General features: G+C 59.9%; 24 protein-coding genes. 11 read left to right on the forward strand and 13 right to left on the reverse strand.

Annotation, left to right across the window (positions count from 1 at the left end):
- Window position 1 precedes the first annotated feature (1 nt).
- From Q0859_RS18100 to leuC, 6 genes are all read right to left on the reverse strand, one after another.
- Window positions 2-973: a DMT family transporter gene (locus tag Q0859_RS18100; protein WP_299153858.1), complete on the reverse strand. Its 972-nt coding sequence runs from the start codon at window positions 971-973 to the stop codon at window positions 2-4.
- A gap of 17 nt (window positions 974-990) precedes the next feature.
- Window positions 991-2,097: a 3-isopropylmalate dehydrogenase gene (gene leuB / locus Q0859_RS18105; RefSeq protein ID WP_299153859.1), complete on the reverse strand. Its 1,107-nt coding sequence runs from the start codon at window positions 2,095-2,097 to the stop codon at window positions 991-993.
- Window positions 2,098-2,130: 33 nt separating this feature from the next.
- Window positions 2,131-3,135, reverse strand: coding sequence for an endonuclease/exonuclease/phosphatase family protein (locus tag Q0859_RS18110; RefSeq protein WP_299153884.1), 1,005 nt, complete (start codon window positions 3,133-3,135; stop codon window positions 2,131-2,133).
- Between the two features lie 29 nt (window positions 3,136-3,164).
- Entirely contained in the window at window positions 3,165-4,001 is an 837-nt protein-coding gene (locus Q0859_RS18115; protein WP_299153860.1) for a hypothetical protein, read from the reverse strand.
- A 293-nt stretch (window positions 4,002-4,294) separates the two neighbouring features.
- Complete coding sequence (gene leuD, locus Q0859_RS18120) at window positions 4,295-4,900, reverse strand: 3-isopropylmalate dehydratase small subunit (protein WP_299153861.1); 606 nt, start codon at window positions 4,898-4,900, stop codon at window positions 4,295-4,297.
- 247 nt (window positions 4,901-5,147) lie between these two features.
- Window positions 5,148-6,554, reverse strand: coding sequence for a 3-isopropylmalate dehydratase large subunit (gene leuC, locus Q0859_RS18125; protein WP_299153862.1), 1,407 nt, complete (start codon window positions 6,552-6,554; stop codon window positions 5,148-5,150).
- A 399-nt stretch (window positions 6,555-6,953) separates the two neighbouring features.
- Between leuC and Q0859_RS18130 the strand changes: the two genes are divergently transcribed.
- The 3 genes from Q0859_RS18130 (at window position 6,954) to rlmH (ending at window position 9,271) form a co-directional block, all read left to right on the forward strand.
- Window positions 6,954-8,234 (forward strand): mechanosensitive ion channel domain-containing protein, encoded by a 1,281-nt coding sequence (locus Q0859_RS18130; RefSeq protein ID WP_299153886.1) that lies wholly within the window; start codon window positions 6,954-6,956, stop codon window positions 8,232-8,234.
- A 195-nt stretch (window positions 8,235-8,429) separates the two neighbouring features.
- Window positions 8,430-8,789, forward strand: a complete 360-nt coding sequence (gene rsfS, locus Q0859_RS18135; RefSeq protein ID WP_299153887.1) for a ribosome silencing factor — start codon at window positions 8,430-8,432, stop codon at window positions 8,787-8,789.
- An 11-nt stretch (window positions 8,790-8,800) separates the two neighbouring features.
- Entirely contained in the window at window positions 8,801-9,271 is a 471-nt protein-coding gene (gene rlmH, locus Q0859_RS18140) for a 23S rRNA (pseudouridine(1915)-N(3))-methyltransferase RlmH (protein ID WP_299153863.1), read from the forward strand.
- 126 nt (window positions 9,272-9,397) lie between these two features.
- On the opposite strand, the gene Q0859_RS18145 is transcribed toward rlmH, so the two are convergent.
- Both Q0859_RS18145 and Q0859_RS18150 read right to left on the reverse strand, forming a co-directional pair.
- Entirely contained in the window at window positions 9,398-9,754 is a 357-nt protein-coding gene (locus Q0859_RS18145) for a hypothetical protein (protein ID WP_299153864.1), read from the reverse strand.
- 37 nt (window positions 9,755-9,791) lie between these two features.
- Window positions 9,792-10,490, reverse strand: a complete 699-nt coding sequence (locus Q0859_RS18150) for a DUF599 domain-containing protein (RefSeq protein WP_299153865.1) — start codon at window positions 10,488-10,490, stop codon at window positions 9,792-9,794.
- Window positions 10,491-10,574: 84 nt separating this feature from the next.
- Between Q0859_RS18150 and Q0859_RS18155 the strand changes: the two genes are divergently transcribed.
- From Q0859_RS18155 to Q0859_RS18180, 6 genes are all read left to right on the forward strand, one after another.
- Window positions 10,575-12,023: an FAD-linked oxidase C-terminal domain-containing protein gene (locus tag Q0859_RS18155; protein ID WP_299153866.1), complete on the forward strand. Its 1,449-nt coding sequence runs from the start codon at window positions 10,575-10,577 to the stop codon at window positions 12,021-12,023.
- A 39-nt stretch (window positions 12,024-12,062) separates the two neighbouring features.
- Window positions 12,063-13,181, forward strand: coding sequence for a glycolate oxidase subunit GlcE (gene glcE / locus Q0859_RS18160; protein WP_299153867.1), 1,119 nt, complete (start codon window positions 12,063-12,065; stop codon window positions 13,179-13,181).
- Window position 13,182: 1 nt separating this feature from the next.
- On the forward strand, window positions 13,183-14,496 hold the full coding sequence (gene glcF, locus Q0859_RS18165) for a glycolate oxidase subunit GlcF (RefSeq protein WP_299153868.1): 1,314 nt from the start codon (window positions 13,183-13,185) through the stop codon (window positions 14,494-14,496).
- A gap of 90 nt (window positions 14,497-14,586) precedes the next feature.
- Window positions 14,587-15,369 carry a trypsin-like serine protease gene (locus Q0859_RS18170; RefSeq protein WP_299153869.1) on the forward strand — a complete coding sequence of 261 codons (783 nt, stop codon included), beginning with the start codon at window positions 14,587-14,589 and terminating at the stop codon, window positions 15,367-15,369.
- Entirely contained in the window at window positions 15,366-16,169 is an 804-nt protein-coding gene (locus tag Q0859_RS18175; RefSeq protein WP_299153870.1) for a trypsin-like peptidase domain-containing protein, read from the forward strand. Before Q0859_RS18170 ends, Q0859_RS18175 begins: the two co-directional genes overlap by 4 nt.
- A 133-nt stretch (window positions 16,170-16,302) precedes the next feature.
- Window positions 16,303-16,767, forward strand: coding sequence for an Hsp20 family protein (locus Q0859_RS18180; RefSeq protein WP_299153871.1), 465 nt, complete (start codon window positions 16,303-16,305; stop codon window positions 16,765-16,767).
- A 120-nt stretch (window positions 16,768-16,887) separates the two neighbouring features.
- On the opposite strand, the gene Q0859_RS18185 is transcribed toward Q0859_RS18180, so the two are convergent.
- The 3 genes from Q0859_RS18185 to Q0859_RS18195 are packed head-to-tail and all read right to left on the reverse strand — an operon-like array spanning window position 16,888 to window position 20,151.
- Window positions 16,888-17,856 (reverse strand): threonine dehydratase, encoded by a 969-nt coding sequence (locus Q0859_RS18185; protein WP_299153872.1) that lies wholly within the window; start codon window positions 17,854-17,856, stop codon window positions 16,888-16,890.
- Window positions 17,857-17,875: 19 nt separating this feature from the next.
- On the reverse strand, window positions 17,876-18,676 hold the full coding sequence (locus Q0859_RS18190) for an endonuclease/exonuclease/phosphatase family protein (protein WP_299153873.1): 801 nt from the start codon (window positions 18,674-18,676) through the stop codon (window positions 17,876-17,878).
- Window positions 18,676-20,151: an NAD-dependent succinate-semialdehyde dehydrogenase gene (locus tag Q0859_RS18195; protein WP_299153874.1), complete on the reverse strand. Its 1,476-nt coding sequence runs from the start codon at window positions 20,149-20,151 to the stop codon at window positions 18,676-18,678. The genes Q0859_RS18190 and Q0859_RS18195 overlap by 1 nt, the downstream gene beginning before the upstream one ends.
- Window positions 20,152-20,239: 88 nt before the next feature.
- Between Q0859_RS18195 and Q0859_RS18200 the strand changes: the two genes are divergently transcribed.
- Window positions 20,240-21,022, forward strand: a complete 783-nt coding sequence (locus Q0859_RS18200) for an alpha/beta hydrolase (RefSeq protein ID WP_299153889.1) — start codon at window positions 20,240-20,242, stop codon at window positions 21,020-21,022.
- 100 nt (window positions 21,023-21,122) lie between these two features.
- On the forward strand, window positions 21,123-22,331 hold the full coding sequence (locus Q0859_RS18205) for an aminopeptidase P family protein (RefSeq protein WP_299153875.1): 1,209 nt from the start codon (window positions 21,123-21,125) through the stop codon (window positions 22,329-22,331).
- Window positions 22,332-22,370: 39 nt separating this feature from the next.
- Here Q0859_RS18205 and Q0859_RS18210 read toward each other — a convergent pair whose 3' ends face one another.
- The gene (locus tag Q0859_RS18210; protein ID WP_299153891.1) at window positions 22,371-22,598 is read right to left on the reverse strand and encodes a hypothetical protein; all 228 of its coding nucleotides are present in this window, start codon (window positions 22,596-22,598) and stop codon (window positions 22,371-22,373) included.
- Window positions 22,511-22,900 (reverse strand): MFS transporter, encoded by a 390-nt coding sequence (locus Q0859_RS18215; RefSeq protein ID WP_366523225.1) that lies wholly within the window; start codon window positions 22,898-22,900, stop codon window positions 22,511-22,513. Before Q0859_RS18215 ends, Q0859_RS18210 begins: the two co-directional genes overlap by 88 nt.
- Window positions 22,901-23,162: the final 262 nt, after the last annotated feature.

The following is a 23,162-nucleotide window of genomic DNA, read 5'->3' on the forward strand; positions in this document are numbered from 1 at the left end:
CTCACTCGGGCAGCTTGTCCGGTTTGTCGCGGTACCGCCCGGACGTCATCATCCCACTCAGGCGGACCAGCCCCGGTGTACCGACGCGACTGCGGGTGCGCAGGACGGGTGTGTTGATCGAGCCACCCCGGCTTTCGCGGAACACGATGAACAGGCCGGAGGCGATGATGATACCTGCGCCGACTGCGGTGTAAATATCTGGTGTTTCATCGAAAAAGATCAGCCCATATCCCGTCGCCCACAGGATTTGGGAATACTGCATGGGTGCGACAATCGCCGCTTCACCGGTTTGATAGGCCGCAATGATAAACCGGGCCGCTATCCACGCCATGGTCGAGATCACGGCCAGCATTCCGAGATGTTCGATCGGCATGGGCTTATAAACAAAGGCCAGCGCCGCGCCCATCACCACAAAATTCGCCACCATGGGATAGAGCAACAGAACGGCGGTGCGTTCGTCGCTCCCGATCTTGCGCACTACAATGGATGCGAACGCGCCACTGAGGGCCGCCAGAATGGCCGCGCCGTGGCCCAGTGTGAGGTCCGTGGTGCCGGGGCGCAAGACAACCATCACCCCTGCCAACCCGACCAGCACAGCCATCCAACGCGGCAGCCGCACTTTTTCACCCAGGATCGGGATTGAAAGGACCGTGATCAGCAGTGGGGTTGCAAACAGTATCGCATATGTCTGCGTCAGGGGCAGGTTCGAAAAGGCATAGAACGCAGAGACACCGGTGATCACTGCCCCCACAGTCCGGACCGCCATCCACCACGGGCGAACGGGCAGCAACGTGCCCGGTTTGGAATCGCGCATGATCATAATGGTCGCCAAGGGGAACGACAGCAGAACGCTGAAAAATACGATCTGGATAGGGGAATAGGTCGCCCCCAGTGTCTTGATGAACACGTCGTGGGTCGAAAAGATGCCAAAGGCGATCAAGGCCAGCAGTGCGCCTTTGATGTTGGGGGACATATCGCGCCTCTTGGGGGTTACAGGCTCGCGTCCAGAGCGGCCAGAATGACGTCACCCATTTGCGTGGTCGAGATCGGTGTGCCGCCCTCGGGACCCATCAGATCAGCGGTGCGCGCGCCATCGGCCAGCACCCTTTCGATGGCGTCCTCAAGCCGGGTCGCCTCGTCCCCTTGGTCGAAGGAATAGCGCAGCGCCATGGCAAAGCTGAGGATACAGGCGATGGGGTTGGCTTTGCCTTGGCCTGTGATGTCAGGGGCCGAGCCGTGCACGGGTTCGTACATCGCCTTGGGCCGCCCATTCGCCATCGGAGCACCAAGGCTGGCGGACGGCAACATGCCAAGGCTGCCGGTCAGCATGGCCGCGCAATCCGACAGGATGTCACCAAACAGGTTGTCGGTCACGATGACGTCGAACTGTTTGGGCGCGCGCACCAGCTGCATCGCGCCATTGTCGGCGTACATATGGCTGAGTTCCACATCCGGATAGTCGGTATCGTGGACCTTCTGGACAACTTCCCGCCACAGGATCCCGCTTTCCATTACGTTGGCCTTTTCCATCGAGCAGACCTTGTTGTTCCGACGCCGCGCCAGCTCAAAGGCGGAGCGGGCCACCCGGTCAATCTCGGACTCGGTGTAGCGTTGCGTGTTGATCCCGACGCGCTCGTTGCCTTCCTCAAAGATGCCACGCGGTTCACCGAAATAAACGCCAGAGGTCAACTCGCGCACGATCATTATGTCGAGGCCCGCAACTAGGTCCGGCTTGAGCGACGAGAAGTCCGCCAGCGCGTCAAAGCATTGTGCCGGGCGCAGGTTCGAAAACAGGTCCATCTCTTTGCGCAGGCGCAGCAGGCCACGTTCAGGTTTGACCGAAAAATCCAGGTCGTCGTATTTTGGCCCGCCCACAGCACCCAGCAAAACCGCATCCGCGGCCAGCGCCTTGGCCATTGTGTCGTCGTGCAGCGGTGTGCCGTGCGCGTCATAGGCGGCTCCGCCCACAAGGTCGGTTTCCACGTCAAAAGGCAGGTTCCGCTTGGCCGCGAACCAGTCAATGATCCGCGTGACCTGATCCATCACTTCGGGGCCAATGCCGTCTCCGGGCAGGATCAAAAGGGATGGGTTGGACATGGGCGAAACTCCTGTGAATGCGTGGTGTTTCGCCTATCCATCCGGGGGTGCGGGGTCAAGGGTGAGGTCCACCCAGACAAGGTGGTGGCGGCTGGCCGTGGCGGCTGTTTCAGCCAGTGGATCGTCGGGGGTGGGCCACATCACGCCGCTGTCGATGATGCGCCAGTGGATTGAGGGCAGCACGTAATCCACCCGCAGATTCCCCGGTACGGGCTCTGCCCAATCTGCGGTGTCTGTGCCGTGGGTCCCTTTGGGGGCCGGATCCTGAAGGCGCGGGTCGGTCAGCAGAGTGGTGATGGCCGCTTTGATGCCTTGCCCGTCGATGGGGTCCAGATTGGCATCCCCCGCAATGACAAAGGGGCCGGCGGGTGCTATGCCCACCGTCCCGTCAAGCACCTGTTGCAACAGTCGGATTTCATCGTGATTGCGCTTGCCGTTGCGATCTTCGGGCCCGTCAAACACCGGGGGACTGGCGTGAAAGGTCATCAGGTCGATCACACCCGCAGGCGTGTCGATCGGGACAATCCAATGGGCGGTGGTTGAAAGACGTTGTGCGGCTTGGGCGGCGTCACTGGGGAACGGTGCGCCGTTGACCATGGGCAGTGTCGGGTCGGGCACGTCACGCCATAAAAGGGCTGAGAGGTCCTGCACCTGTGTGTCCAGAATGGGAAAGTGCGACAGGATTGCCATCCCCCCCTGACCTGAAAAGCGGCCATAACCCTGCGCATCGCGCGGGCCACCGCGCCGCCGGTCGCCGTCCATATCAAGGCCGGTGGGCATGCCGGTGTTGGGGCGTTGCGCAAAGTGGTAAGCATAACCTGCGGCCTTTGACAGCTGCGACAGCGCCTCGCCTGTCAGGTCATAGTCGATCCCCTGAAGGGCGAGAATGTCGGCATCGGCCGCCTTGATGATCGCAAGCACGGCATTGATTTGATCGTCAGCGCCGCGCGCCAGATCGCGCAGCAGCAGCCCGGGACCATCCCGGCTGAGTTCAGTGTTGTAGGTCGCAACGCGCAATGTGTCCGCCTGCGCAGCCATGCCGATCAACAGGGCGGCGAGCGTGGTAATCAGGCGGTCAGCATATCGCCTTCCGCGTTGGCATAGGCGCGTTTGCGCTGGTCGCGGATCATCTCGGCAATCCGCTGCATCGCAATACCGCGCATGATCATGCTGGCAGGAAGAAAGGCCCATGCGCTCATTGTCCAGATCAGGGTTTGCGGGTTCTCCAGAGAGATCGGGTTCAAAAGGTCTGCCGCCAGTTTGACCACCGCAGGGATAACAAAAGGTAAAAGAAAGCCGAGCGCGATGTTGATGCGCGCATCGCGGTTCAGGCGATGCAGCACATCGCCGCCTGCTGTCGGGTCAAACAGGGGCAGGTTGACCCAGACGTTGAAGGCCCCCGACCGTGCGGGCCATCCCAGCACCCGGACGAGGAACAGGAACGCTGTCATCGCGGTCAGCGAAATAAGGTAGGCAAGGCCCGCAGCCGTCCGTACGGACTGTACAATGTCTGGCTCAGCATTGCTTGGCAGCATCAGCACGACAAGGCGCACGGGGCTGTAGGGAAAATCGATACTGCTGCCCACAATTGTGCCGATGGACGTCAGCGCGCCTGTCAGCAGTGTGGGGTCGGTCTTGCCCTTGCAAATCACGCTGAGCAGGAAAACGGTCAGGAAAAGCGCGATGAACCGCAGCCGGTTGAACGGGGCTGCATCGCGAAACTCGACGATGCTGGGGCTTTTGGAGCTATATTCGACAAAGGTCATAAAGGCCGCAAAAAGGGCAACCAAAACAGTTGCTTGAGACGAGTCAATAGACGCGCCGGGCACAATAAGTGCCGGAGTGGCGACGACCAATGCCACCAAAAAGCCGCGCATTGCTGCGCCAGACAGTCGTGCTATCACGTTTCGATCCCTTCAAACTGGCCAGCCGCGATACGTTGCCGCGAACTTGTTCCAACTTGATCCCACCGGGTCGGGCGGGTGTGCCTCATTCTTGCCGCATTGTTGCCTTGATCGACCCTGTGGCTCAAGTGTGTTGGTTAACGAAACGCAAAACCTTGGGCATTTTGAGGGAGGGTGTGGTGCGTTTGTGCATCATTTCTGAGGCAGGAATTTGGCACGGCCCAGATGTTGTGTACGGGCCGTGCGAGAGCCATACCAGAGCACCGTCTGATAGGTTTTTGGTTAACGCGGCCTTAAACCCAAGGGCGTGCCTGGCTCGCCTCGGCTTCGAACGCGGTGATGCTGTCGGCTTTGGCCATGGTGAGTCCGATATCGTCCAACCCTTCCATCAGGCAGTGTTTCTTGAACGCGTCCACCTCAAAGCGGAACACCTCGCCATCTGACGTGGTCACCGTCTGTGCTTCAAGATCGACGGTCATGCGGGCATTGGCCCCTTTTTCGGCGTCCCTCATCAAAACATCGACAGCCTCGGCAGGCAGCGCGATGGGCAGAATGCCGTTCTTGAAGCAGTTGTTGTAGAAGATGTCGGCAAACGAGGTCGAGATCACACAGCGGATGCCGAAATCCTTGATCGCCCATGGCGCATGCTCGCGGGATGAGCCGCAGCCGAAATTGTCGCCCGCAACCAGTATCTCGGCATTGCGATAGGCGTCCTGGTTCAACACGAAATCGGGAATTTCGTTGCCTTGGCGATCAAAGCGCATCTCGTCAAACAGATTGGCCCCAAGACCCGAGCGTTTGATCGTTTTGAGGAACTGTTTGGGGATGATCATGTCGGTGTCGATATTGACCAGCGGCATGGGGGCCGCAATCCCGGTCAGTGTTTCGAATTTATCCATTGGGTGTTTCCTTTGGCTTGTGGCGCGTCGGGAACCGATCCGATGCGCGCTGTGTTTGCCCTGCAAGACAAACAGATATGGAAAGACGTGATGTCATATAGCGAAGGGACGAAGGTCGAATCGGACTGGGGCACCGGGAAGGTGACCAGGGTCTGCACCCGGATTACGGCCCGCAGACTCAGGGGCAGTGAAGTGCGCAAGGCATCCTGAACCGCGGTCCGAGGTAAGGTGGGCAGTATTGCCCACCTTACATCATATCCCGCACATCGGTCAGTTTCCCGGTGATCGCCGCCGCAGCTGCCATGCCGGGCGACACAAGATGGGTGCGCCCCTTATAGCCCTGCCGTCCTTCGAAGTTGCGGTTTGAGGTCGAGGCGCAGCGTTCCCCTTCGGCCAGTTGGTCGGGGTTCATGGCCAGACACATGGAACAACCCGCAAGACGCCATTCAAACCCGGCCTCCTTGAAGATGTCGGCCAGCCCTTCCTCTTCGGCCTGAGCCCGCACAAGGCCGGAGCCCGGCACGATCATGGCCCGCAGACCTTCCTTGATCTTTTTGCCCTTCAGGATTTCGGCGGCGGCGCGAAGGTCTTCGATCCGGCCATTGGTGCAGGACCCGATAAACACGGTGTCGATTTCGATCTCGGACAGTGGCGTGCCGGGCGTGAGGCCCATATAGTCGAGCGAACGTTGCGCCGCGCCGACCTTGCCACCTTCGAAATCATCCGCCGAGGGCACGTTTGCGGTGATCGGCAGCACGTCCTCGGGCGAAGTGCCCCATGTCACGACGGGTGCGATGTCTTCGCCCTTGATCGTGACAACCTTGTCCCAATGGGCGTCATCGTCGGAGTAGAGGGTTTTCCACCATGCGACGGCGGCTTCCCATTGTGCGCCCTTGGGGGCGTGGGGGCGGCCCATGCAGTATTCGAACGTCTTTGCATCGGGTGCGATCAGGCCTGCGCGTGCGCCGCCTTCGATTGCCATGTTGCAGACGGTCATCCGCCCTTCCATGCTGAGATCGCGGATCGCTTCGCCGCAATACTCAATGACATAGCCGGTACCGCCTGCGGTCCCGGTTTCACCGATGACTGACAGGGTGATGTCCTTGGCGGTGACGCCGGGGCGCAGTTTGCCGGTGATCTCGACCTTCATGTTTTTGCCCTTGCGCTGGATCAGCGTCTGAGTGGCCAGCACATGTTCCACCTCGGACGTGCCGATGCCGTGCGCCAGTGCGCCAAAGGCCCCGTGGGTGGCGGTGTGACTGTCACCGCAGACCACGGTCATGCCGGGCAGAGTCCAGCCCTGTTCGGGGCCGACGATATGCACGATGCCCTGACGTACATCGCTGACAGGATAGTAGTGGATCCCGAAATCCTTGGCGTTCTTGTCAAGGGCGTCGACCTGCACGCGGCTGTCTTCGGTCATGGTTGCCGCGTTGGCGCGGTCCAGCGTCGTGGGCACGTTGTGGTCGGGCACCGCGATGGTCTTGTCGGGCGCATGGACGGGACGGTTGGCCATGCGCAGCCCTTCAAAGGCCTGCGGGCTTGTCACTTCGTGGACCAGATGGCGGTCAATATAAAGCAGGCAGGTGCCATCGTCGGCTTCATGCGCGACATGGGCATCCCAGATTTTATCATAGAGTGTTTTGGGGGACATATGGTCCTCTCCCTTGATCAGATGTGCGGATTTTGAGCGGATGAATGCGGTTGAGTGCGCTCAGGGCCTGGCCAGCACCGTGTGCGTCGCCCCAAAAAAGCGTTCGCGCAGGCGCGCGCGGTCATCCATGTCAAACAAACGGGTCATAAACGGGTCACTAGCCGGATTCCCCGTGCCGATCAAGCAAGCGTGCAGTCCCGATATGCAGACGGACGATTGCCTGCCCCGGCGGGGCGTTGCATGTTGGGGCGAACCAAGAGGGGCGATATGGCCAACCACACGGGCGGTGAGTCCACCAACAACATTGCGGATGCGCTGAATTCGGCGGCTGAGGCGGCGGCTACTGGCAACAGCGGCGACGGCGAGGCCCTCGTTGATACCCTCCTGTCGCTGGGTGAAATGATCCTGATCGAGATCGACGGGATGTTTCATTCGCTGATGCGGCCTTGGGTTGGCTATCAGGTTGCCATCGTCGTGGGTGTGTTCCTTGCCTCGTATGTGTTGCGCCTGTGGCTGGGGCCGCCGATCCGGGCATGGATGGGTACGCGCGAAGGCTGGCCCAAATGGCGCATGCGCGTGCTTGTGGTGGTGCATCAACGCCTGCGCGCAATCTTTTTTGTTGCGATCATGTGGGCCGTTGTGCTGGCCATGCGCGAGTTCACATGGCCATCGCGATCCTACATCCTGAGCCTTGTGGCGACGCTTGCCATGGCGTGGTTACTGGTGGTGTTTGCAACCCGGCTGATCCGCTCGATGCTGCTGCGCCGTGTGGTGCGGATTGGGGCCTTTATATATGTTACCCTCTATATCTTGGGGATCGTTGATGAAACCGCCGAGGTGCTGGATGCCGCCGCGCTGAGCATTGGTGATGTGCGCTTGTCCTTGTTGCTGATGGTGCAGGGGGCGGTGGTCATCGGGGTGTTGTTCGCGCTGGCGCGGTTCATCACGACCACCACGTCGGCCCGGATCAATTCGAACGAGGATATCTCGCCCTCAATGCGGGTGCTGATCGTCAAGGTGGTGCAGATCGTGCTTTACGCCATCGCATTTTTTGCGGGGGTGCGTGCACTTGGGATCGACCTGACAGGGCTTGCGGTGTTGTCGGGGGCCATTGGTGTGGGCCTTGGCTTTGGTCTGCAAAAGGTGGTGTCGAACCTTGTGTCGGGGGTGATCATCCTGCTCGACAAGTCGATCAAACCCGGTGACGTGATCAGCCTTGGCGACACGTTCGGGTGGATTCAGACGCTTGGGGCGCGCTACGCATCCGTGGTGACCCGCGACGGGCGCGAATACCTGATCCCGAACGAGGATCTAATCACCGGGCAGGTCGTGAACTGGTCGCACTCGGACGAGTTTGTCCGCCTCGATATCTACTTTGGCACAGCTTATGACGATGATCCGCATCAGGTGCGTAAACTTGCGATTGCGGCCGCTATGGGGGTTGAACGTGTTTTGTCGAGCCGCCCGCCCGTGTGCCACATGGTTGGATTCGGGGACAGCTCGGTCGATTATATCCTGCGGTTCTGGATCACTGATCCGACGGGCGGGCTGACCAATATCCGGGGCAATGTGTATCTGGCGCTTTGGGACATGTTTCAGGAACACAACATCTCGTTTCCGTTCCCGCAACGTGAGGTTCGGATGCTGGGTAAGACGCAGGTGGATATTGCCCCGGACTGAGACTGGCTGCCTGTTGATTGAGCGCAATCGTGCGACGTCGCGGCGGGGCCGCATGCGGTTCATTGAAATGTCACGTTTGCGTTGTTACGATAAAGCATATCCCAGCGTCGGGGATTCCGGCGACGCGATGAAAAGGAGGACAATGTCCTGTCAATTTCTGCCGAAGCGGTGCGCGCCGCTGATGGGGCGGCGGCCATGACGGCCAACGCCAAAACGAAAGCCACAAGCGATTTGCTCCTTGAGGCCGTTCTTTCCTCACTTTCCGATGACAAAGCCGAAGACGTGGTGCAGATCAACCTGCGCGGCAAGACCGAGATTGGCGATTACATGGTCGTGTGCTCGGGGCGGTCTTCGCGGCAGGTTACTGCGATTTCGGAGAAGCTGGTGCAGCGGATCAAGGATGAGTTTGGTCACGCCTCGCGGATCGAAGGTAAGGATACCGGCGATTGGGTCCTGATCGACACGGGTGACGTGATTGTCCACGTGTTCCGCCCCGAAGTGCGGGAGTTCTATCAGCTCGAGAAGATGTGGCAGCCCAGCCCGGCTGCGAACTGACCGCGCCTTAGATGCGCGTTCATATCTGTGCGGTGGGCCGCCTGCGTGGGGGCGGCGAGGCCGAGCTGATTTCCGACTATGTCACCCGATTTGACCGCACGGGCCGGGCCTTGGGCCTTAGCCCTTTGTCCATCGTCGAGGTCGAGGACCGCAAAGGCGGGGGCATGCCCGGCGAGGCAGAGATTTTGCGCCGTGCGATCCCCAAAGGTGCGCTGATCTGTTGTCTGGATGAACGTGGCAAGGTCGAACCCTCGCCTGCCTTTGCGCGCCGCCTTGCAGGTTGGCGTGATGCGGGTCGATCTGATGTGGCATTTGTGATTGGTGGTGCGGATGGGATTGATCCGACCTTGCGCGCGGATGCGGATCACGGGCTGTCATTTGGTGCGATGGTGTGGCCGCATATGCTGGTGCGGGTGATGTTGGCGGAACAATTGTACCGCGCGGCGTCCATCCTTGCCGGATCACCTTATCACCGGACCTGATCCCAAGGCCGCTGCGCGACACGATGTTTCAGGGGCTTTGCCCCGTCGCTTGCGCGACTCCCCAAGGTATTTTTGGCGAAAGGAAGCAGCGGGGCTGTGGGTTGAGCCCGCTCTGACCGTTTCAGGTCAGGGCAGGTTTACAATTGTTGTGCCGTCGTTCCAGCCGCCGGGCAGGTCGCGTGCTTGTATTTGCACCTGTGTCGTGCCTGCAGGTATTTTGACCTCATCGAGGCTGCGTGTGAAAGGTTGTTCGTTGACATGTGGGTGGAACAGGACGCGAACACCCAGTTCATTGCCATTCATGTCCAGCACGCGCCAGCCATCTGCGTAGTGGTCCCAACCTGTATCGGGGTGCCGGATCGTGACTGAGAACCGGTATGTGTCTGTTCCGGTTCCGACCGCCATGACATTTTCGATCACGGGTTCTTCGGCCAGCGCGAAGGAGGGAATCATAGCGAGTATGAGGGCGAATATCTTGTTCATGGGGCGCAGTTTACAGGTGTTTGAAAGGCTTGTCCCGTTATGTCTTTGAGCGGAGCAAAATGGTACGTGATTGTGATGCAAATTCGCGTCGCCATATCACTGCCAAAGTGAATAATGTGGCCAATAACAGCGGAATTGGCCCGGCGAGCCACGCAGCACATGCCAAGGCGAAATAGACGGACCGCAATCCCCGGTTGAAAGACCTTGCCGCTGTTACGTTTAATTCGCCTGCCTGGGTTGCGCGAGGGCCGCAATTGGCGTCTGTGACATCATTGGGGACCGAGGCCATGACGACGGCGGTGTATCCAAACAGCCGGTTCGCCCAGACGAACTTCAGGAATGCGTTGGTCAGGAACAGGGCGAGGATGACAAGTTTGACCTCCCACACGAAGGCCGGCGCGTCCATCAGCACCAAATCATTGGCGATACCGGTCAGCCGTTCGGCGTTGCCGATCACCGCCAGTGTCCCGCCGATTGCAATCATTGAGGTCGATGCAAAGAAGGCCGTGCCCTGACGCAGGTTCGATACGATCTGTGCATCGAAAATCCGCGGTTCACGCGTGATCATCTGCTGCATCCACTCGCGCCGAAACTCGGCCATGATCAATGAGGTCGAGGGGTGTTTGGCCCCGGGATGTTCGATCCGCCAGCCAATCAGTGCCCACCCGGCGATCAACAGTCCAAGGGCTGCAAAATCCAGCGGTTCAAAAAACGCAAGTCGGTCAATCCAGGTCATGGGTGTGCACATACACCGCACCGATAAGGATTGCATCCCGTACAAATTGGTCATATTATTTTACCAATCCTGAGGAGATCGCCTATGGAAATGCCAGTTCCTGATTCTGATGTTTTGTCCCGCAAGGCGCGTGTGGTTGAACGGCTCCGCAGTGTGTTGCCTGCTGATGCGGTCATTGATGACCCTATGGAGACCCGCGCCTATGAGTGTGATGCGTTGACGGCTTACCGCTGTCCGCCGATGGTTGCGGTGTTGCCCGGCACCACGGCGCAAGTGTCTGACGTCTTGCGCATTTGTCACGCCGAAGGGGTGCCCGTTGTTCCCCGTGGTTCGGGCACATCGCTGGCGGGGGGGGCTTTGCCGACAGCAGATTGTGTGATTCTGGGCGTGGCGCGCATGAACGAGGTGCTTGAGACCGACTATGACAACCGTTTTGTCCGGGTGCAGACGGGCCGTACCAACCTGAGTGTGACGGGGGCGGTTGAATCGGACGGGTTTTTTTACGCTCCGGACCCGTCGAGCCAGTTGGCTTGTGCGATTGCTGGCAACATCGCCATGAATTCCGGCGGTGCCCATTGTCTGAAATATGGTGTGACCACCAACAATCTGATGGGCGTCACGCTGGTTCAGATGGATGGCGCGGTTGTCGAGATTGGCGGCGCGCATCTGGATTCTGGTGGTTTGGATCTGCTCGGTGTCATCTGTGGCTCAGAAGGGCAGTTGGGTGTCGTGACCGAGGCCACCTTGCGCATCCTGCACAAACCCGAAGGGGCCCGTCCCGTCTTGATGGGTTTTGACAGTGCCGAGATCGCGGGCGCTTGCGTTGGTGACATTATCAAGGCTGGTGTTCTGCCTGTCGCCATTGAGTTCATGGACAAGATGCTGATCGAAGTCTGCGAGGATTTTGCCAAGGCTGACTATCCCATGTGCGAAGCCTTGCTGATTGTCGAGGTCGAAGGATCGGATGCCGAGATTGACGACCAACTCGCCCTGATCACCGAGATTGCCCGTCGCCATAATCCCGTTGCGCTGCGCGAAAGTGCGTCACCTGAAGAAAGTGCGCGGATCTGGGCGGGTCGGAAGGCGGCGTTTTCGGCCATTGGCCGTGTCAGTGACTACATGTGTCTGGATGGCACCATCCCAGTCAGCGAGCTGCCCTATGTTCTGCGTCGCATTGGTGAGATGTCTCAGAAATACGGGTTGCCCGTGGGCAATGTGTTCCATGCTGGCGACGGCAATATGCACCCGCTGATCTGCTATGATGCCAACAAACCCGGCGACCTTGAGATCTGCGAAGAGTTCGGGGCGGAAGTTCTGAAGCTGTGCGTCGAGGTGGGCGGTTGCCTGACGGGCGAGCATGGGGTTGGCATCGAAAAGCGTGATCTTATGACCTATCAATATGCGCCCTCCGATCTGGAAGCGCAGATGGCGATCAAGGACGTGTTTGATCCCAGGTGGCTGCTGAACCCTGCAAAGGTGTTTCCGCTTGCCGTTTCACAGCCACGCCGCAGTGCGCTTTTGGCCGCCGAGTAAGCGGCCAGCCCTTTTCGGATTATTGGGAACAAATAACATATGACCCTTTTGACAAGTGAAGCGGATGTGGCCGAGGAGGTATCGGGCGCGACAGGCCCGTTGATTGTGCGCGGCGGTGGCACCCGCGCTGTGGGCCGTCCGGTGACAGGCGAAGTGCTGGAGGTGTCAGGCTTGTCCGGCATCACGTTGTACGAACCCGGTGCCCTGACAATCGTGGCGCAAGCCGGGACGCCTCTGGCGGAGATTGAGGCTGCATTGGCCGCTGAGAACCAGCGCCTTGCTTTTGAACCTTATGATATGACCGGGCTTTTGGGCACGGCAGGTGCCTCGACCATCGGCGGTGTGATTGCCACCAACGCCAGCGGTCCGCGTCGCATTCAGGCGGGTGCTGCGCGCGACTTTGCTCTGGGGGTGCGTTTTGTGGACGGTGCCGGGCATGTGGTCAAGAATGGTGGTCGTGTGATGAAGAATGTCACCGGCTATGATCTGGTTAAGTTGATGTCAGGTTCGTGGGGCACATTGGGTGTCTTGACCGAGGTCAGCCTCAAAGTGCTTCCGGCGGTTGAGGCGACGACCACACTCGTGATCAGAAACCTGAGCCCTGAGCGCGCTGTCGCTGCGATGAGTGCGGCGCTTGGATCGCCTTTTGAGGTGTCCGGGGCGGCGTGGATTGACGGTGCCGTGTGGCTGCGCCTTGAGGGGTTTGCGAGTTCGGTGGCGTACCGGGCGACGTCTTTGCAAGATGTCTTGCGTGGGTTTGGCGATGTGACGCGGACGGATGATGCGGATTGGACCCGGGTGCGGGATGCAGTGCCTTTGCATGGCCTGCCCACCGTTTGGCGCGTTTCGGTCAAACCGGGGGACGGGCCGGATGTTATCGCGGCCTTGCCCGAAGGGTGTCAGAGCATGATGGACTGGGGGGGTGGTTTGATCTGGGTCGGTCAGGGTGAGGGAGATGGCGCGGCCACGCACCGTATTGTGCAAGATGTGGTGGCCCGTCTGGGTGGTCATGCCACGCTGATGAAGGGTGCGGATGACTTGCGCGCCGCCGTGCCGGTCTTTCAACCAGAAGCGCCGGGGGTAGCCGTATTGAGCGCCGCCTTGCGTGCCCGGTTTGATCCGCGCGGTATTTTGAACCCCGGTTTGATGGTGGCCTGACATGCAAACAAAATTTAGCCCCGAGCAACTGAAACAGCCCGCGATCCAGCGCTCAAATGAAATTCTGCGCAATTGCGTGCATTGCGGGTTTTGCACAGCGACCTGCCCCACCTATCAGGTGCTGGGCGATGAGTTGGACAGTCCCCGTGGCCGCATCTATCTGATCAAGGACATGCTCGAAAATGACCGTGAGCCGGACGAGAAAGTCGTCAAGCATATTGATCGCTGTCTGAGTTGTCTGGCCTGCATGACCACCTGCCCGTCCGGGGTTCACTACATGCATCTGGTTGATCACGCGCGCGAGTATATTGAAGACCGTTACAAACGCCCGCTCACGGACCGGGTGTTGCGATGGGTGCTGGCACAGATCCTGCCCTATCCGATGCGGTTCCGGGTGGCATTGCTGGGGGCCAAGATTGGCCGCCCGTTCGCACGGCTGATGCCCGACGCCCGTCTGCGCGCGATGCTTGAGATGGCCCCTGATCACATCCCGCCGGTCAGCCGCAATGATGACCCGCAGACATTCGCGCCCAAGGCGGCGAAAAAGATGCGCGTGGCGCTGATGACGGGTTGCGCGCAAAAGGCGCTCAACACAGACATCAACGATGCGACCATCCGGCTTCTGACCCGGTTGGGCTGTGAGGTTGTCGTGGCCGAAGGGGCGGGATGTTGCGGGGCGCTGACGCACCACATGGGCAAGACAGCGGAAAGCCACGCAACAGCGGCCAAGAACATCACCGCATGGGCGCGCGAGATGGATGGCGACGGGTTGGATGCGATTGTGATCAACACATCCGGCTGCGGCACGACGGTGAAGGATTACGGTCATATGTTCCGCAATGAACCACTGGCCGAGGATGCAGCCCGCGTGGCCGGAATTGCCATGGATGTCAGCGAAGTCCTGATGAAACTGGACCTGCCAGGTGGTGCACCTCAGGACATGACCATCGCCTATCACGCGGCCTGTTCGCTACAACACGGCCAGCAGATCAAGACCTATCCCAAGGACCTGCTCAAGAAGGCTGGGTTCAAGGTCGTCGAACCAGCGGACAGCCACCTGTGCTGTGGATCGGCGGGCACGTACAACCTGATGCAACCCGAAATTTCGGGCCAGTTGAAGGAACGCAAGGTGCGCACACTCGAGGCCAAGAATCCCGACATTATCGCCGCTGGCAACATCGGATGCATGATGCAGATCGGGTCGGCTGCGGGGGTGCCGGTGGTGCACACGGTTGAGTTGCTGGACTGGGCCACGGGCGGGCCACGGCCTGCGGCCCTTGACCGGTCTCAATCGGATGTTCCCATTTTGCGCTAAATTTAAGGACTGCCCTAATTTCGCCTCCTTTGCTTCCTAGACCTGAGGCCCAAGCCTCGGGACTGAGTTAGGTAGTGTATGCGCCGTTGGATGGCACTTTCGATTATGGCGGTGGTGGTGACATCGGCGGCCTTTGCGCAGGACGCACATCTGCGCCGCTTATCCACGGGAGAAGACGCCAAAGCGTGGGAAGCGGTTGGGCGGCTCAATATCGGCGGCACCGGGTTTTGCACGGGCGCGTTGATTGCGCCGAACATGGTGCTGACGGCTGCGCATTGCCTGTTCGACAAAGAGACCCGCGCACGCATTGATCACACCGATGTTGAATTCCTGGCCGGATGGCGCGATGGCCATGCCTCGGCCTATCGGACAGTGCGCCGCGCCGTGGTGCATCCCGACTATTCCTATGCGGGCCACGTCAACCCTGAAGGGGTGCGCAATGATCTGGCTCTGCTTGAGCTGGACCACCCCATTCGCGATGGCAAAATCCGCCCCTTCGCAACCACCGCACGGCCCCGTCGCGGATCGCAGGTGGCTGTGGTGAGTTATGGAAAGGGGCGCTCGGAAGCCCCATCATTGCAGGAATTGTGCACTGTGATGGCGCAGCAAGAGGGCGTGCTTGTGACCTCGTGCAGCGTGGATTCGGGCAGTTCCGGTGCCCCAATCTTTTTGATGCAGGACGGGCAGGTGCACATCGTGTCCGTGGTGTCGGCCAAGGCCGAGTTCGAGGGCGAGGCGGTATCCCTTGGCACCTCGCTTGGTGCGCCACTTGCGAAGTTGCAGGCCGAGATGACGGCCCGTAAGGACACATTATCCTCGCGCGTTCTGGTCGGCAAACGGCATCAAACCGGCGCAAAGTTCGTGACGCCATGATCCGCTTTCTTCTGATATTTTGCATGGCCCTGGGCACGGGTGCGACTGCGCAAACGACGGATTTGCGCACGCTGGACACTGATTATGCGGCGGCCAGCTGGAAGGCTGTGGGCCGCCTTGATTTCGGACGTGGTGCGTTTTGTTCGGGCACCCTGATTGCGCCTGATCTTGTGCTGACGGCGGCGCATTGTCTTTACCGCGCCAACAGCGCAGACGTCTGGGAGGCGCAGGATATCCGCTTTAGCGCCGGTTTGCGCAACGGAGAGGCGGTGGCGGTGCGCCGTGCCTCAGCCGCTGCGGCCCATGTCAAATTCGACCCCATCGGCCCGTTGACGGACACAAACGTCGCCTATGACGTTGCGCTGATCCGGTTGGCTGAGCCGATCTCCACATTCGAGGTGCCGCCATTCTACGTCCATAACGACCGGATTGCGCCCGGCCCTGTGAGCGTCGTGTCTTATGGGCGGGGCCGTGCGAATGCGCAGTCGCGCCAGAAGGAATGTCAGATGCTGGAACGCTATGGCGATGCGATGGTGTTTGACTGCGATGTCACCTATGGCTCGTCCGGCAGTCCGGTGTTTTCGCACCTTAACGGGCGCGGTCGGATCATTGCGGTTGTTTCCGGCATGTTCGACCACAAAGGTCAGAAACGCGCGATCGGTATGGTGTTGCCTGACCGGGTTACCGAGCTGAAATCCCAGCTTGGTATGTCCATCGCGACCCCGACCGCCAAGATCCGTCGGATCACTGTTGGTGGCGGTGCGCGCAGCAATATCGGGGCCAAGTTCGTCAAACCCTGACAGGGTCTTGAACAGCTGAAAATCTTTCCCACATCATGTTCGTCGGATGCCCAACCGGGGTCCGAAACATAGCAACCCTGGGCTGCCTGTCCGACTGGAAGGGGCCCTGTCATCGCTCAAATGAGGATAAGACATGCGTACATATGATTTTGCACCGCTTTACCGCGCAACTGTTGGTTTTGATCAGATCGCGGATTTGATGGACCGGGTCACTGCGACTGAAGCGACCACGAACAGCTACCCCCCTTACAACATCGAAAAGACTGACGAGGATGCATATCGTATTTCAATCGCCGTTGCCGGATTTTCGGAAACTGACCTGAGTGTCGAGGTCAAGGAAAAGAGCCTGATCGTGTCGGCCAAGAAGGTTGAGGATGAGGGGCACACATACCTGCATCGCGGCATCGCCACGCGCGCCTTTGACCGTAAATTCCACCTGGCGGACCATGTGGTTGTCACTGGTGCGTCCCATGCCGACGGTATGCTGCACATTGATCTGGTCAAGGAAGTGCCCGAGGCGCTGAAGCCCCGCCAGATCCGGATTTCGAGCCAAAAGGCCATCGAAACAGATGTGGTTGACGCCAAGGCCGTGAACTGAACCAAACGGAGGCCCGGAGTGCTTGCGCACCCCGGGCCATTTTTATTTTTCAGGGGGCTTTGCCCCCGTCCTTGCGGACTCCCCCAAGGTATTTTGGGCGAAAGGAAGTTCTGACTGGCTTCAGAGTTTTGGCGTGTTGCCGTCGAGTACTGTCTTGAACCATCCGGTGTCGATATTGCCGCCGCACAGAATAACGCCGGCTTTTTTCCCCTGCATTTGAGCCCTCTCTTGCATCAACCCTGCCAATGGTGCGGCACCTGCCCCTTCGGCCACGTTATGTGTCGCGGTGAAGTAAAGCCGGATCGCGTCTGCGACCTCATTATCGCTGACGGTGATGATCCGCTCCGCGCCGGGTCCGTAGATGTCCAATGCGGCCTGCACCGGCACCCGAACGGCCATTCCGTCGGCAAAGGTGTCCGCCGCGTTGGTTTCGACCAATCGGCCTGCCTCGACCGACAGTTTTGCCGTTTGCGCCTTGTCTGACACCACGCCCACGATTTTGGTATCCAGCCCCAAGGCATCCCGTGCGATGATCGTGCCGCAAATGCCTGACCCGCAGCCGATGGGGACGTAGACCGTGTCGAGGTCGGGTTGTGCGGTGAACAGCTCATAGGCATATGTGGCAACGCCGCGCACCAGTTCGGGGTGAAAAGCGGGTACAACAAACAGCCCTTCTGCCTTTGCCACCTGCAATGCCTCGACCCGGGCGGTGTCGAAGTCATCGCCATGTTCGATCAACTCTGCCCCGAAGGCCTGCATCGCGGCGTTCTTTTCCACCGAATTGCCGCGCGGCACATAGACTTTGGCTGTCAGCCCTGCCTTGGTCGCCGCCCATGCTTGCCCTTGCCCGTGATTGCCGCGCGTTGCGGTGCAAATGCCCGTCACATCGGGGCGGGTCCGCGTGAGCCAGTCGATGAAGGTGAGCGCACCGCGCACCTTGAACGCCCCTGTCGGTGTGTGGTTTTCGTGTTTGACCCAGACCTGTGCGCCGGTGGCTGCGCTGAGCAGGGGCCAGTGATGCTGCGCTGTGGGGGCCATGCGTGCGTGGACAAATGCTGCGGCATCTTCGAGGTCGTGGGCGGTGAACATCGGCAGGCTCCGGGCGTTGTCAAATTGTCAGGTTGAGCGGGCAGTGGTCGGACACGATCGGGGTCTGCACCACGTCGAAATCGCGCACTGCACCGGGGTCGTTGATCAGCATGTAATCCGCGAATTTACCCGGCTTCGTGTACTGAGCAGTGCGCGTGCTGGTGAAACCGCATGTGGTAACAAGGTCGGTCAGCCCGGCCTGTCCCAATATCTGCAAGGTGTCGCTGTCAGGTTCGACGTTGAAGTCCCCGCAGACGATCCTCAGATCGCCGGGTTCGCTGAGTTGCGTTGAGAGTGCGGTCAGTTTGTGGGCCTGCGTGGTCCGCTCGGCGGTGTCCATTTTGCCTGCCAGATCGCGCAGCCCGTGCATGTGCGTGACGCTGATCGCGTGGCCCGCGTCGTGGTCAAACACTCGCACCCCATGCGCGCTGCGCGAGCGGGGGTGATCGCCGTACCCGTCAGGTTCGTAGGATTTGTGGACGAACCCCTGGGCCTGCCCGACAATAGGCAGCGATCGGTGTACAAAAGTGGCAAGCCCCCAGTAGGAAGGCACCGACGTGTCGCCATCCCACAGCACGCCGCGCGCCGCCGGGCAGAAGGTGGCGATGTGGTCCGGCAACGCGGCGCAGACATCCGCAAAGAAGTTCGCGCGCTGGGCCAAGACATGATCCCCGTCGCGATAGGTCAGCCAATCCTTGTCGCTGTCGGGGCTGTGCACCACTTCTTGCAGACACAGGATGTCAGCTGCGGTTTGGGTCAGATAAGGCAGCAGACTGTCATGCAGCTTGCCGCCCCACCCATTGAGGCACATGATCAGCATCAGACGCTCATGCAGATGTATTTCATCTCCATGAAATCCTCGATCCCGTGATGGGATCCTTCGCGGCCCAGGCCCGATTGCTTGACCCCTCCAAAGGGGGCCACTTCGGTCGAGATGATGCCGGTGTTGACGCCCACGATTCCATATTCCAAAGCCTCGGCGACTTTGTAGACCCGGGACAGATCCCTCGCGTAAAAATACGAGGCCAGCCCAAAGATCGTGTCATTGGCCATGGCAATCACCTCGTCTTCGTCGTGGAACTTGAACAGAGGGGCGAGGGGGCCAAAGGTTTCCTCTTGGGCCACGGTCATGTTCTGGGTCACATCCGTGATGATGGTGGGTGCAAAGAAGTTGCCGCTCATATCGTCCTGCGCCTCCCCGAGGATGATCTTGCCGCCCTTTTCTTTGGCGTCCTCGATATGGCTGACCACCTTGGCGGAGGCTTTGGGGTTGATCAGCGGGCCAAGGTCGGTGCCGTCCTCAAGCCCGTCGCCCACCTTCATCTGGGCCACGCGGGTTTTCAGTTTATCGGCAAAGGCATCATAGACCCCGGCCTGCACATAGATCCGGTTGGCGCAGACGCATGTCTGCCCGTTGTTGCGGAACTTGCACAGGATCGCGCCTTCGACCGCTGCGTCAATGTCTGCGTCTTCAAATACGATGAAAGGGGCGTTGCCCCCCAATTCCATCGAACATTTCATCACCTGATCGGCGGCCTGTTTCAACAGGATGCGACCAACGCCGGTGGATCCTGTAAAGGTCAGTTTGCGCACGGCAGCGTTTTGGCAAAACTCCTTGCCGATCTCGGACGCGGACGAGGATGTGACCACGTTGAACACGCCGGCCGGGATGCCCGCGCGCTCGGCCAAGACGCCCATCACAATCGCAGACAGCGGTGTTTCTTCGGCGGGGCGCGCGACAAAGGCACACCCGGCAGCCAGCGCCGGTGCCGCCTTGCGGGTGATCATTGCGTTGGGAAAATTCCATGGGGTAATGGATGCGACGACCCCGATGGGTTGCTTGATCACGGTGATCCGCTTATCACGCTGGTGGCCCGGTATCGTCTCGCCGTAGATGCGTTTGGCCTCTTCACCAAAGAATTCGATAAAGCTGGCCCCGTAGGCGATCTCGCCTTTGGCTTCGGCCAGCGGTTTTCCTTGTTCGGCTGTCAGGATGGTCCCCAGATCATCCTGATTTTCCATCATCAGATCGAACCATCTGCGCAGGACGGCGGCCCGTTCCTTGCCGGTCCATTTCGCCCATTCTCTTTGCGCCGCTTCGGCGCCGGTGATGGCATTGCCCACCTGTGCGCGGCTCAGGTCCGCGACTTCCGCAATCACATCGCCGCGTGCAGGGTTGGTGACATCATATGTGCCGTCATCGCCGTCAATCCATGCGCCGTTCACATAAGCGCGTGTTTCCAGCAAGGTAGGATCCTTGAGCAGGGATTTCAGGTCGGTTTTCTGATCAGACATTGGGCGTTCTCTTGTTACGGGCTGGTGCATGTGAACCAAGCCGGGCTAGCATTGTCCAGTTCCAAAGGAGGGCAGTGCAGTGACGGATATGGACGACGCTTATGCCAACGGGGCCTATATCAAGGGCGCTGCCGACTATGTGCCGCGGTGGGCGCAGGCCGCGGAGGCGTTTCGTGACAGTCTGGGCGCGCGTGCACGATTGGGTCTGTCCTATGGTCCGTCCGAGCGGATGGCGCTGGATATGTTCCGTCCCGAAGGGGTCGAACAGGGTACCCTGATTTTTGTGCACGGGGGCTATTGGCTGAAATTTGACCGCTCCTATTGGTCACATCTGGCTGCGGGTGCCTTGGCGCGGGGGTGGGCGGTCGCGATGCCGTCCTACGATCTGTGCCCAAGCGTGCGGATCGCGGGGATCACCCAGCAAATTTGCCAAGCAGTGATCGAAGTTGCCGGTGGCAGCACGGGGCCGATCAGCCTTGCGGGTCATTCCGCGGGCGGGCATCTGGTGTCGCGGATGCTTGCGCCGGGGATGTTGCCCGAGGTGGTGCGCGCCCGGCTGACGCATGTGGTGCCAATCTCGCCCGTGGCGGATCTGGAACCGTTGTTGCGCACCAGTATGAACGCTGAATTCGGGATGGATGCGGGGATGGCACGCGCCGAAAGCCCGGTGCATCAGCCCAAGCCCGAGGTGCCAGTCACCGTCTGGGTCGGCGGTGCTGAGCGGCCCGCCTTTCTGGACCAGGCGCAGATGCTGGCGGATGCGTGGGGCTGCGCACATGTCGTCACGCCGGATGAACACCATTTCAACGTGATAGACGCTTTGGTCGACCCGGATAGTGATCTCATCGCACGCTTGACGAACGCCGCCTGAACCGTCAAAGCCTGCGACAGGCTGCGGACGATGGCGTCGCCCGCGCGCATATGCCGTTTCGTCCTGGACGCCGGGACCTTTCTGAAAAGGAGGGTCATCCATGACCGCTCGCCCCGACTTTTACCGCTTTCACAATGGGCCCCAAGGCGTTCTGCCCTTTGAGGATGCCGAATATCAGGCCCGCCTGTCCGAGCTGCGCGACCGGATGGAGGCGTCGGGGGCCACCGCCGCCGTGTTCACCTCAATGCACAACATCGCCTACTATTCCGGCTTTCTTTATTGTGCCTTTGGCCGCCCTTACGGGTTGGTTGTGACCGAGGATGCTTGTGTGACCATCAGTGCAGGCATTGATGCGGGCCAGCCGTGGCGGCGCTGTTATGGCGACAACATCACCTACACCGACTGGCAGCGCGACAACTTCTGGCGTGCCGTGCGTGAGGTGACGGGTGAAGGGGCCGTGATCGGCGTCGAATCCGACCATCTGACCCTCATGCAGCAGGCCAAGATGGAGGATTTCCTGAAACCTGTCGCCACCGTTGACCTCTTTGAGACGACAATGAACCAGCGCATGCACAAGTCTGAAGCCGAGATTGCCTTGATCCGGCAGGGTGCACAGGTGGCGGATGTGGGCGGCTACGCGATCCGTGAGGCGATCAAGGTCGGCACGCGCGAGATTGACGTGGCCATGGCGGGCCGCGATGCGATGGAGCTGGAGATCGCCGCACGCTTTCCCGATGCCGAATATCGCGACACGTGGGTGTGGTTCCAGTCGGGGCTGAATACGGATGGGGCGCACAATCCGGTCACGGCGCGGGCACTGAAGCGTGGTGATATCCTGTCACTCAACACCTTCCCGATGATCTCGGGTTACTACACCGCGCTGGAACGCACCCTGTTCGTGGAAACGGTAGACGACGCCAGCCTGAAACTGTGGGAGGCGAACGTGGGCGCGCATGAATTGGGCATGTCCCTGCTGAAACCCGGTGCGAGCTGTGCTGACGTGACAGCGGGCGTGAATGCGTTTTTCGAAGACCGCGACCTGCTGCAATACCGGACCTTCGGCTATGGCCATTCGTTCGGGGTGCTGTCGCATTTCTATGGGCGCGAGGCTGGGCTGGAACTGCGCGAGGACGTGGACACCGTGCTGGAGCCGGGCATGGTCATTTCGATGGAGCCGATGCTGACGATCCCCGAAGGACAGCCGGGTGCAGGGGGATACCGCGAGCACGACATTCTGGTCATCACCGAGGATGGGGCCGAGAATATCACCGGGTTCCCATACGGGCCGGACCACAACGTCGTGGTATAAATAAATGGGCCGCCCCACGACAGGGCGGCCCGGTTTTGATCAGGCGACGTCTTTGATTTCGCCCACGTAGTCTTCAAGCAGCTTTTCGTTCCGTGCCTCTTCGATCCGGTTGATCCGGTCCACGCGTTGCTGATTGTCGAAGCGGTATTTGACAAAATTCACGAGGCTCAGCGTCAGCATCAGGATGCCGATGCCCCAAAACCCCTTGGTCGACAGCGGCACGTCGGTGGATAGCCACCAATGATCCCACCCTGGAGCATGCGGCAGGTCAGAAAGACTGCGACGTTCGGAGCAAAGGTGCAGCCGACGGATGCGATTACAAAAACGAGCAACGCAACCAGAAGCACCGGTCGCCTGCCGATCCGATCTGACAAGGGACCGATGATGAGTTGGATGACGGTTGTGATTGCCAGATACCCAGAGACTGCCCAACTCACAGTGCTGTAGTCGGTTTCAAGATCGACAGCGATGTTGGCCAAAGAGGGCAGAAACATGTTGAGCGACATGGGCGAAAACCCGGTCAACAGGATCAATGTGATCAAATGCGGAGGTGTTCTTGTGCGGTTCATCTTGGTTCTCTGAGCCCTAAAAACGAAAAAGCCCCCGAGAATGTCGGGGGCGCATGGAAACGGATATGGCGAACCTTATCGGACCATGCACCTCTTGGTTACTACGACGACGAAATTGAGGGTCATGGTCTTACTCCTTTAGTTTAAGCGTAGTCAGCCCGACGAAGGGTGGCAATACGCAAAGGTGATGGGGTGGATGGCTCCTGCTCCAACCGGCGTCGCAATGCGCCATACTGCAGATGTCCACATCTGCTTTTGAGAG

It is taken from the genome of uncultured Tateyamaria sp. (genome assembly GCF_947497045.1).
Taxonomy (GTDB): domain Bacteria; phylum Pseudomonadota; class Alphaproteobacteria; order Rhodobacterales; family Rhodobacteraceae; genus Tateyamaria.

Excerpts from the sequence above, each read along its gene's own strand:
- Q0859_RS18100 (WP_299153858.1), bottom strand. The coding sequence starts at position 973 with ATGTCCCCCAACATCAAAGGCGCACTGCTGGCCTTGATCGCCTTTGGC.
- leuB (WP_299153859.1), bottom strand. The coding sequence starts at position 2,097 with ATGTCCAACCCATCCCTTTTGATCCTGCCCGGAGACGGCATTGGCCCC.
- Q0859_RS18110 (WP_299153884.1), bottom strand. The coding sequence starts at position 3,135 with ATGGCTGCGCAGGCGGACACATTGCGCGTTGCGACCTACAACACTGAA.
- leuD (WP_299153861.1), bottom strand. The coding sequence starts at position 4,900 with ATGGATAAATTCGAAACACTGACCGGGATTGCGGCCCCCATGCCGCTG.
- leuC (WP_299153862.1), bottom strand. The coding sequence starts at position 6,554 with ATGTCCCCCAAAACACTCTATGATAAAATCTGGGATGCCCATGTCGCG.
- Q0859_RS18130 (WP_299153886.1), top strand. The coding sequence starts at position 6,954 with ATGATCCTGATCGAGATCGACGGGATGTTTCATTCGCTGATGCGGCCT.
- rsfS (WP_299153887.1), top strand. The coding sequence starts at position 8,430 with ATGACGGCCAACGCCAAAACGAAAGCCACAAGCGATTTGCTCCTTGAG.
- rlmH (WP_299153863.1), top strand. The coding sequence starts at position 8,801 with ATGCGCGTTCATATCTGTGCGGTGGGCCGCCTGCGTGGGGGCGGCGAG.
- Q0859_RS18145 (WP_299153864.1), bottom strand. The coding sequence starts at position 9,754 with ATGAACAAGATATTCGCCCTCATACTCGCTATGATTCCCTCCTTCGCG.
- Q0859_RS18150 (WP_299153865.1), bottom strand. The coding sequence starts at position 10,490 with ATGACCTGGATTGACCGACTTGCGTTTTTTGAACCGCTGGATTTTGCA.
- Q0859_RS18155 (WP_299153866.1), top strand. The coding sequence starts at position 10,575 with ATGGAAATGCCAGTTCCTGATTCTGATGTTTTGTCCCGCAAGGCGCGT.
- glcE (WP_299153867.1), top strand. The coding sequence starts at position 12,063 with ATGACCCTTTTGACAAGTGAAGCGGATGTGGCCGAGGAGGTATCGGGC.
- glcF (WP_299153868.1), top strand. The coding sequence starts at position 13,183 with ATGCAAACAAAATTTAGCCCCGAGCAACTGAAACAGCCCGCGATCCAG.
- Q0859_RS18170 (WP_299153869.1), top strand. The coding sequence starts at position 14,587 with ATGGCACTTTCGATTATGGCGGTGGTGGTGACATCGGCGGCCTTTGCG.
- Q0859_RS18175 (WP_299153870.1), top strand. The coding sequence starts at position 15,366 with ATGATCCGCTTTCTTCTGATATTTTGCATGGCCCTGGGCACGGGTGCG.
- Q0859_RS18180 (WP_299153871.1), top strand. The coding sequence starts at position 16,303 with ATGCGTACATATGATTTTGCACCGCTTTACCGCGCAACTGTTGGTTTT.
- Q0859_RS18185 (WP_299153872.1), bottom strand. The coding sequence starts at position 17,856 with ATGTTCACCGCCCACGACCTCGAAGATGCCGCAGCATTTGTCCACGCA.
- Q0859_RS18190 (WP_299153873.1), bottom strand. The coding sequence starts at position 18,676 with ATGCTGATCATGTGCCTCAATGGGTGGGGCGGCAAGCTGCATGACAGT.
- Q0859_RS18195 (WP_299153874.1), bottom strand. The coding sequence starts at position 20,151 with ATGTCTGATCAGAAAACCGACCTGAAATCCCTGCTCAAGGATCCTACC.
- Q0859_RS18200 (WP_299153889.1), top strand. The coding sequence starts at position 20,240 with ATGGACGACGCTTATGCCAACGGGGCCTATATCAAGGGCGCTGCCGAC.
- Q0859_RS18205 (WP_299153875.1), top strand. The coding sequence starts at position 21,123 with ATGACCGCTCGCCCCGACTTTTACCGCTTTCACAATGGGCCCCAAGGC.
- Q0859_RS18215 (WP_366523225.1), bottom strand. The coding sequence starts at position 22,900 with ATGAACCGCACAAGAACACCTCCGCATTTGATCACATTGATCCTGTTG.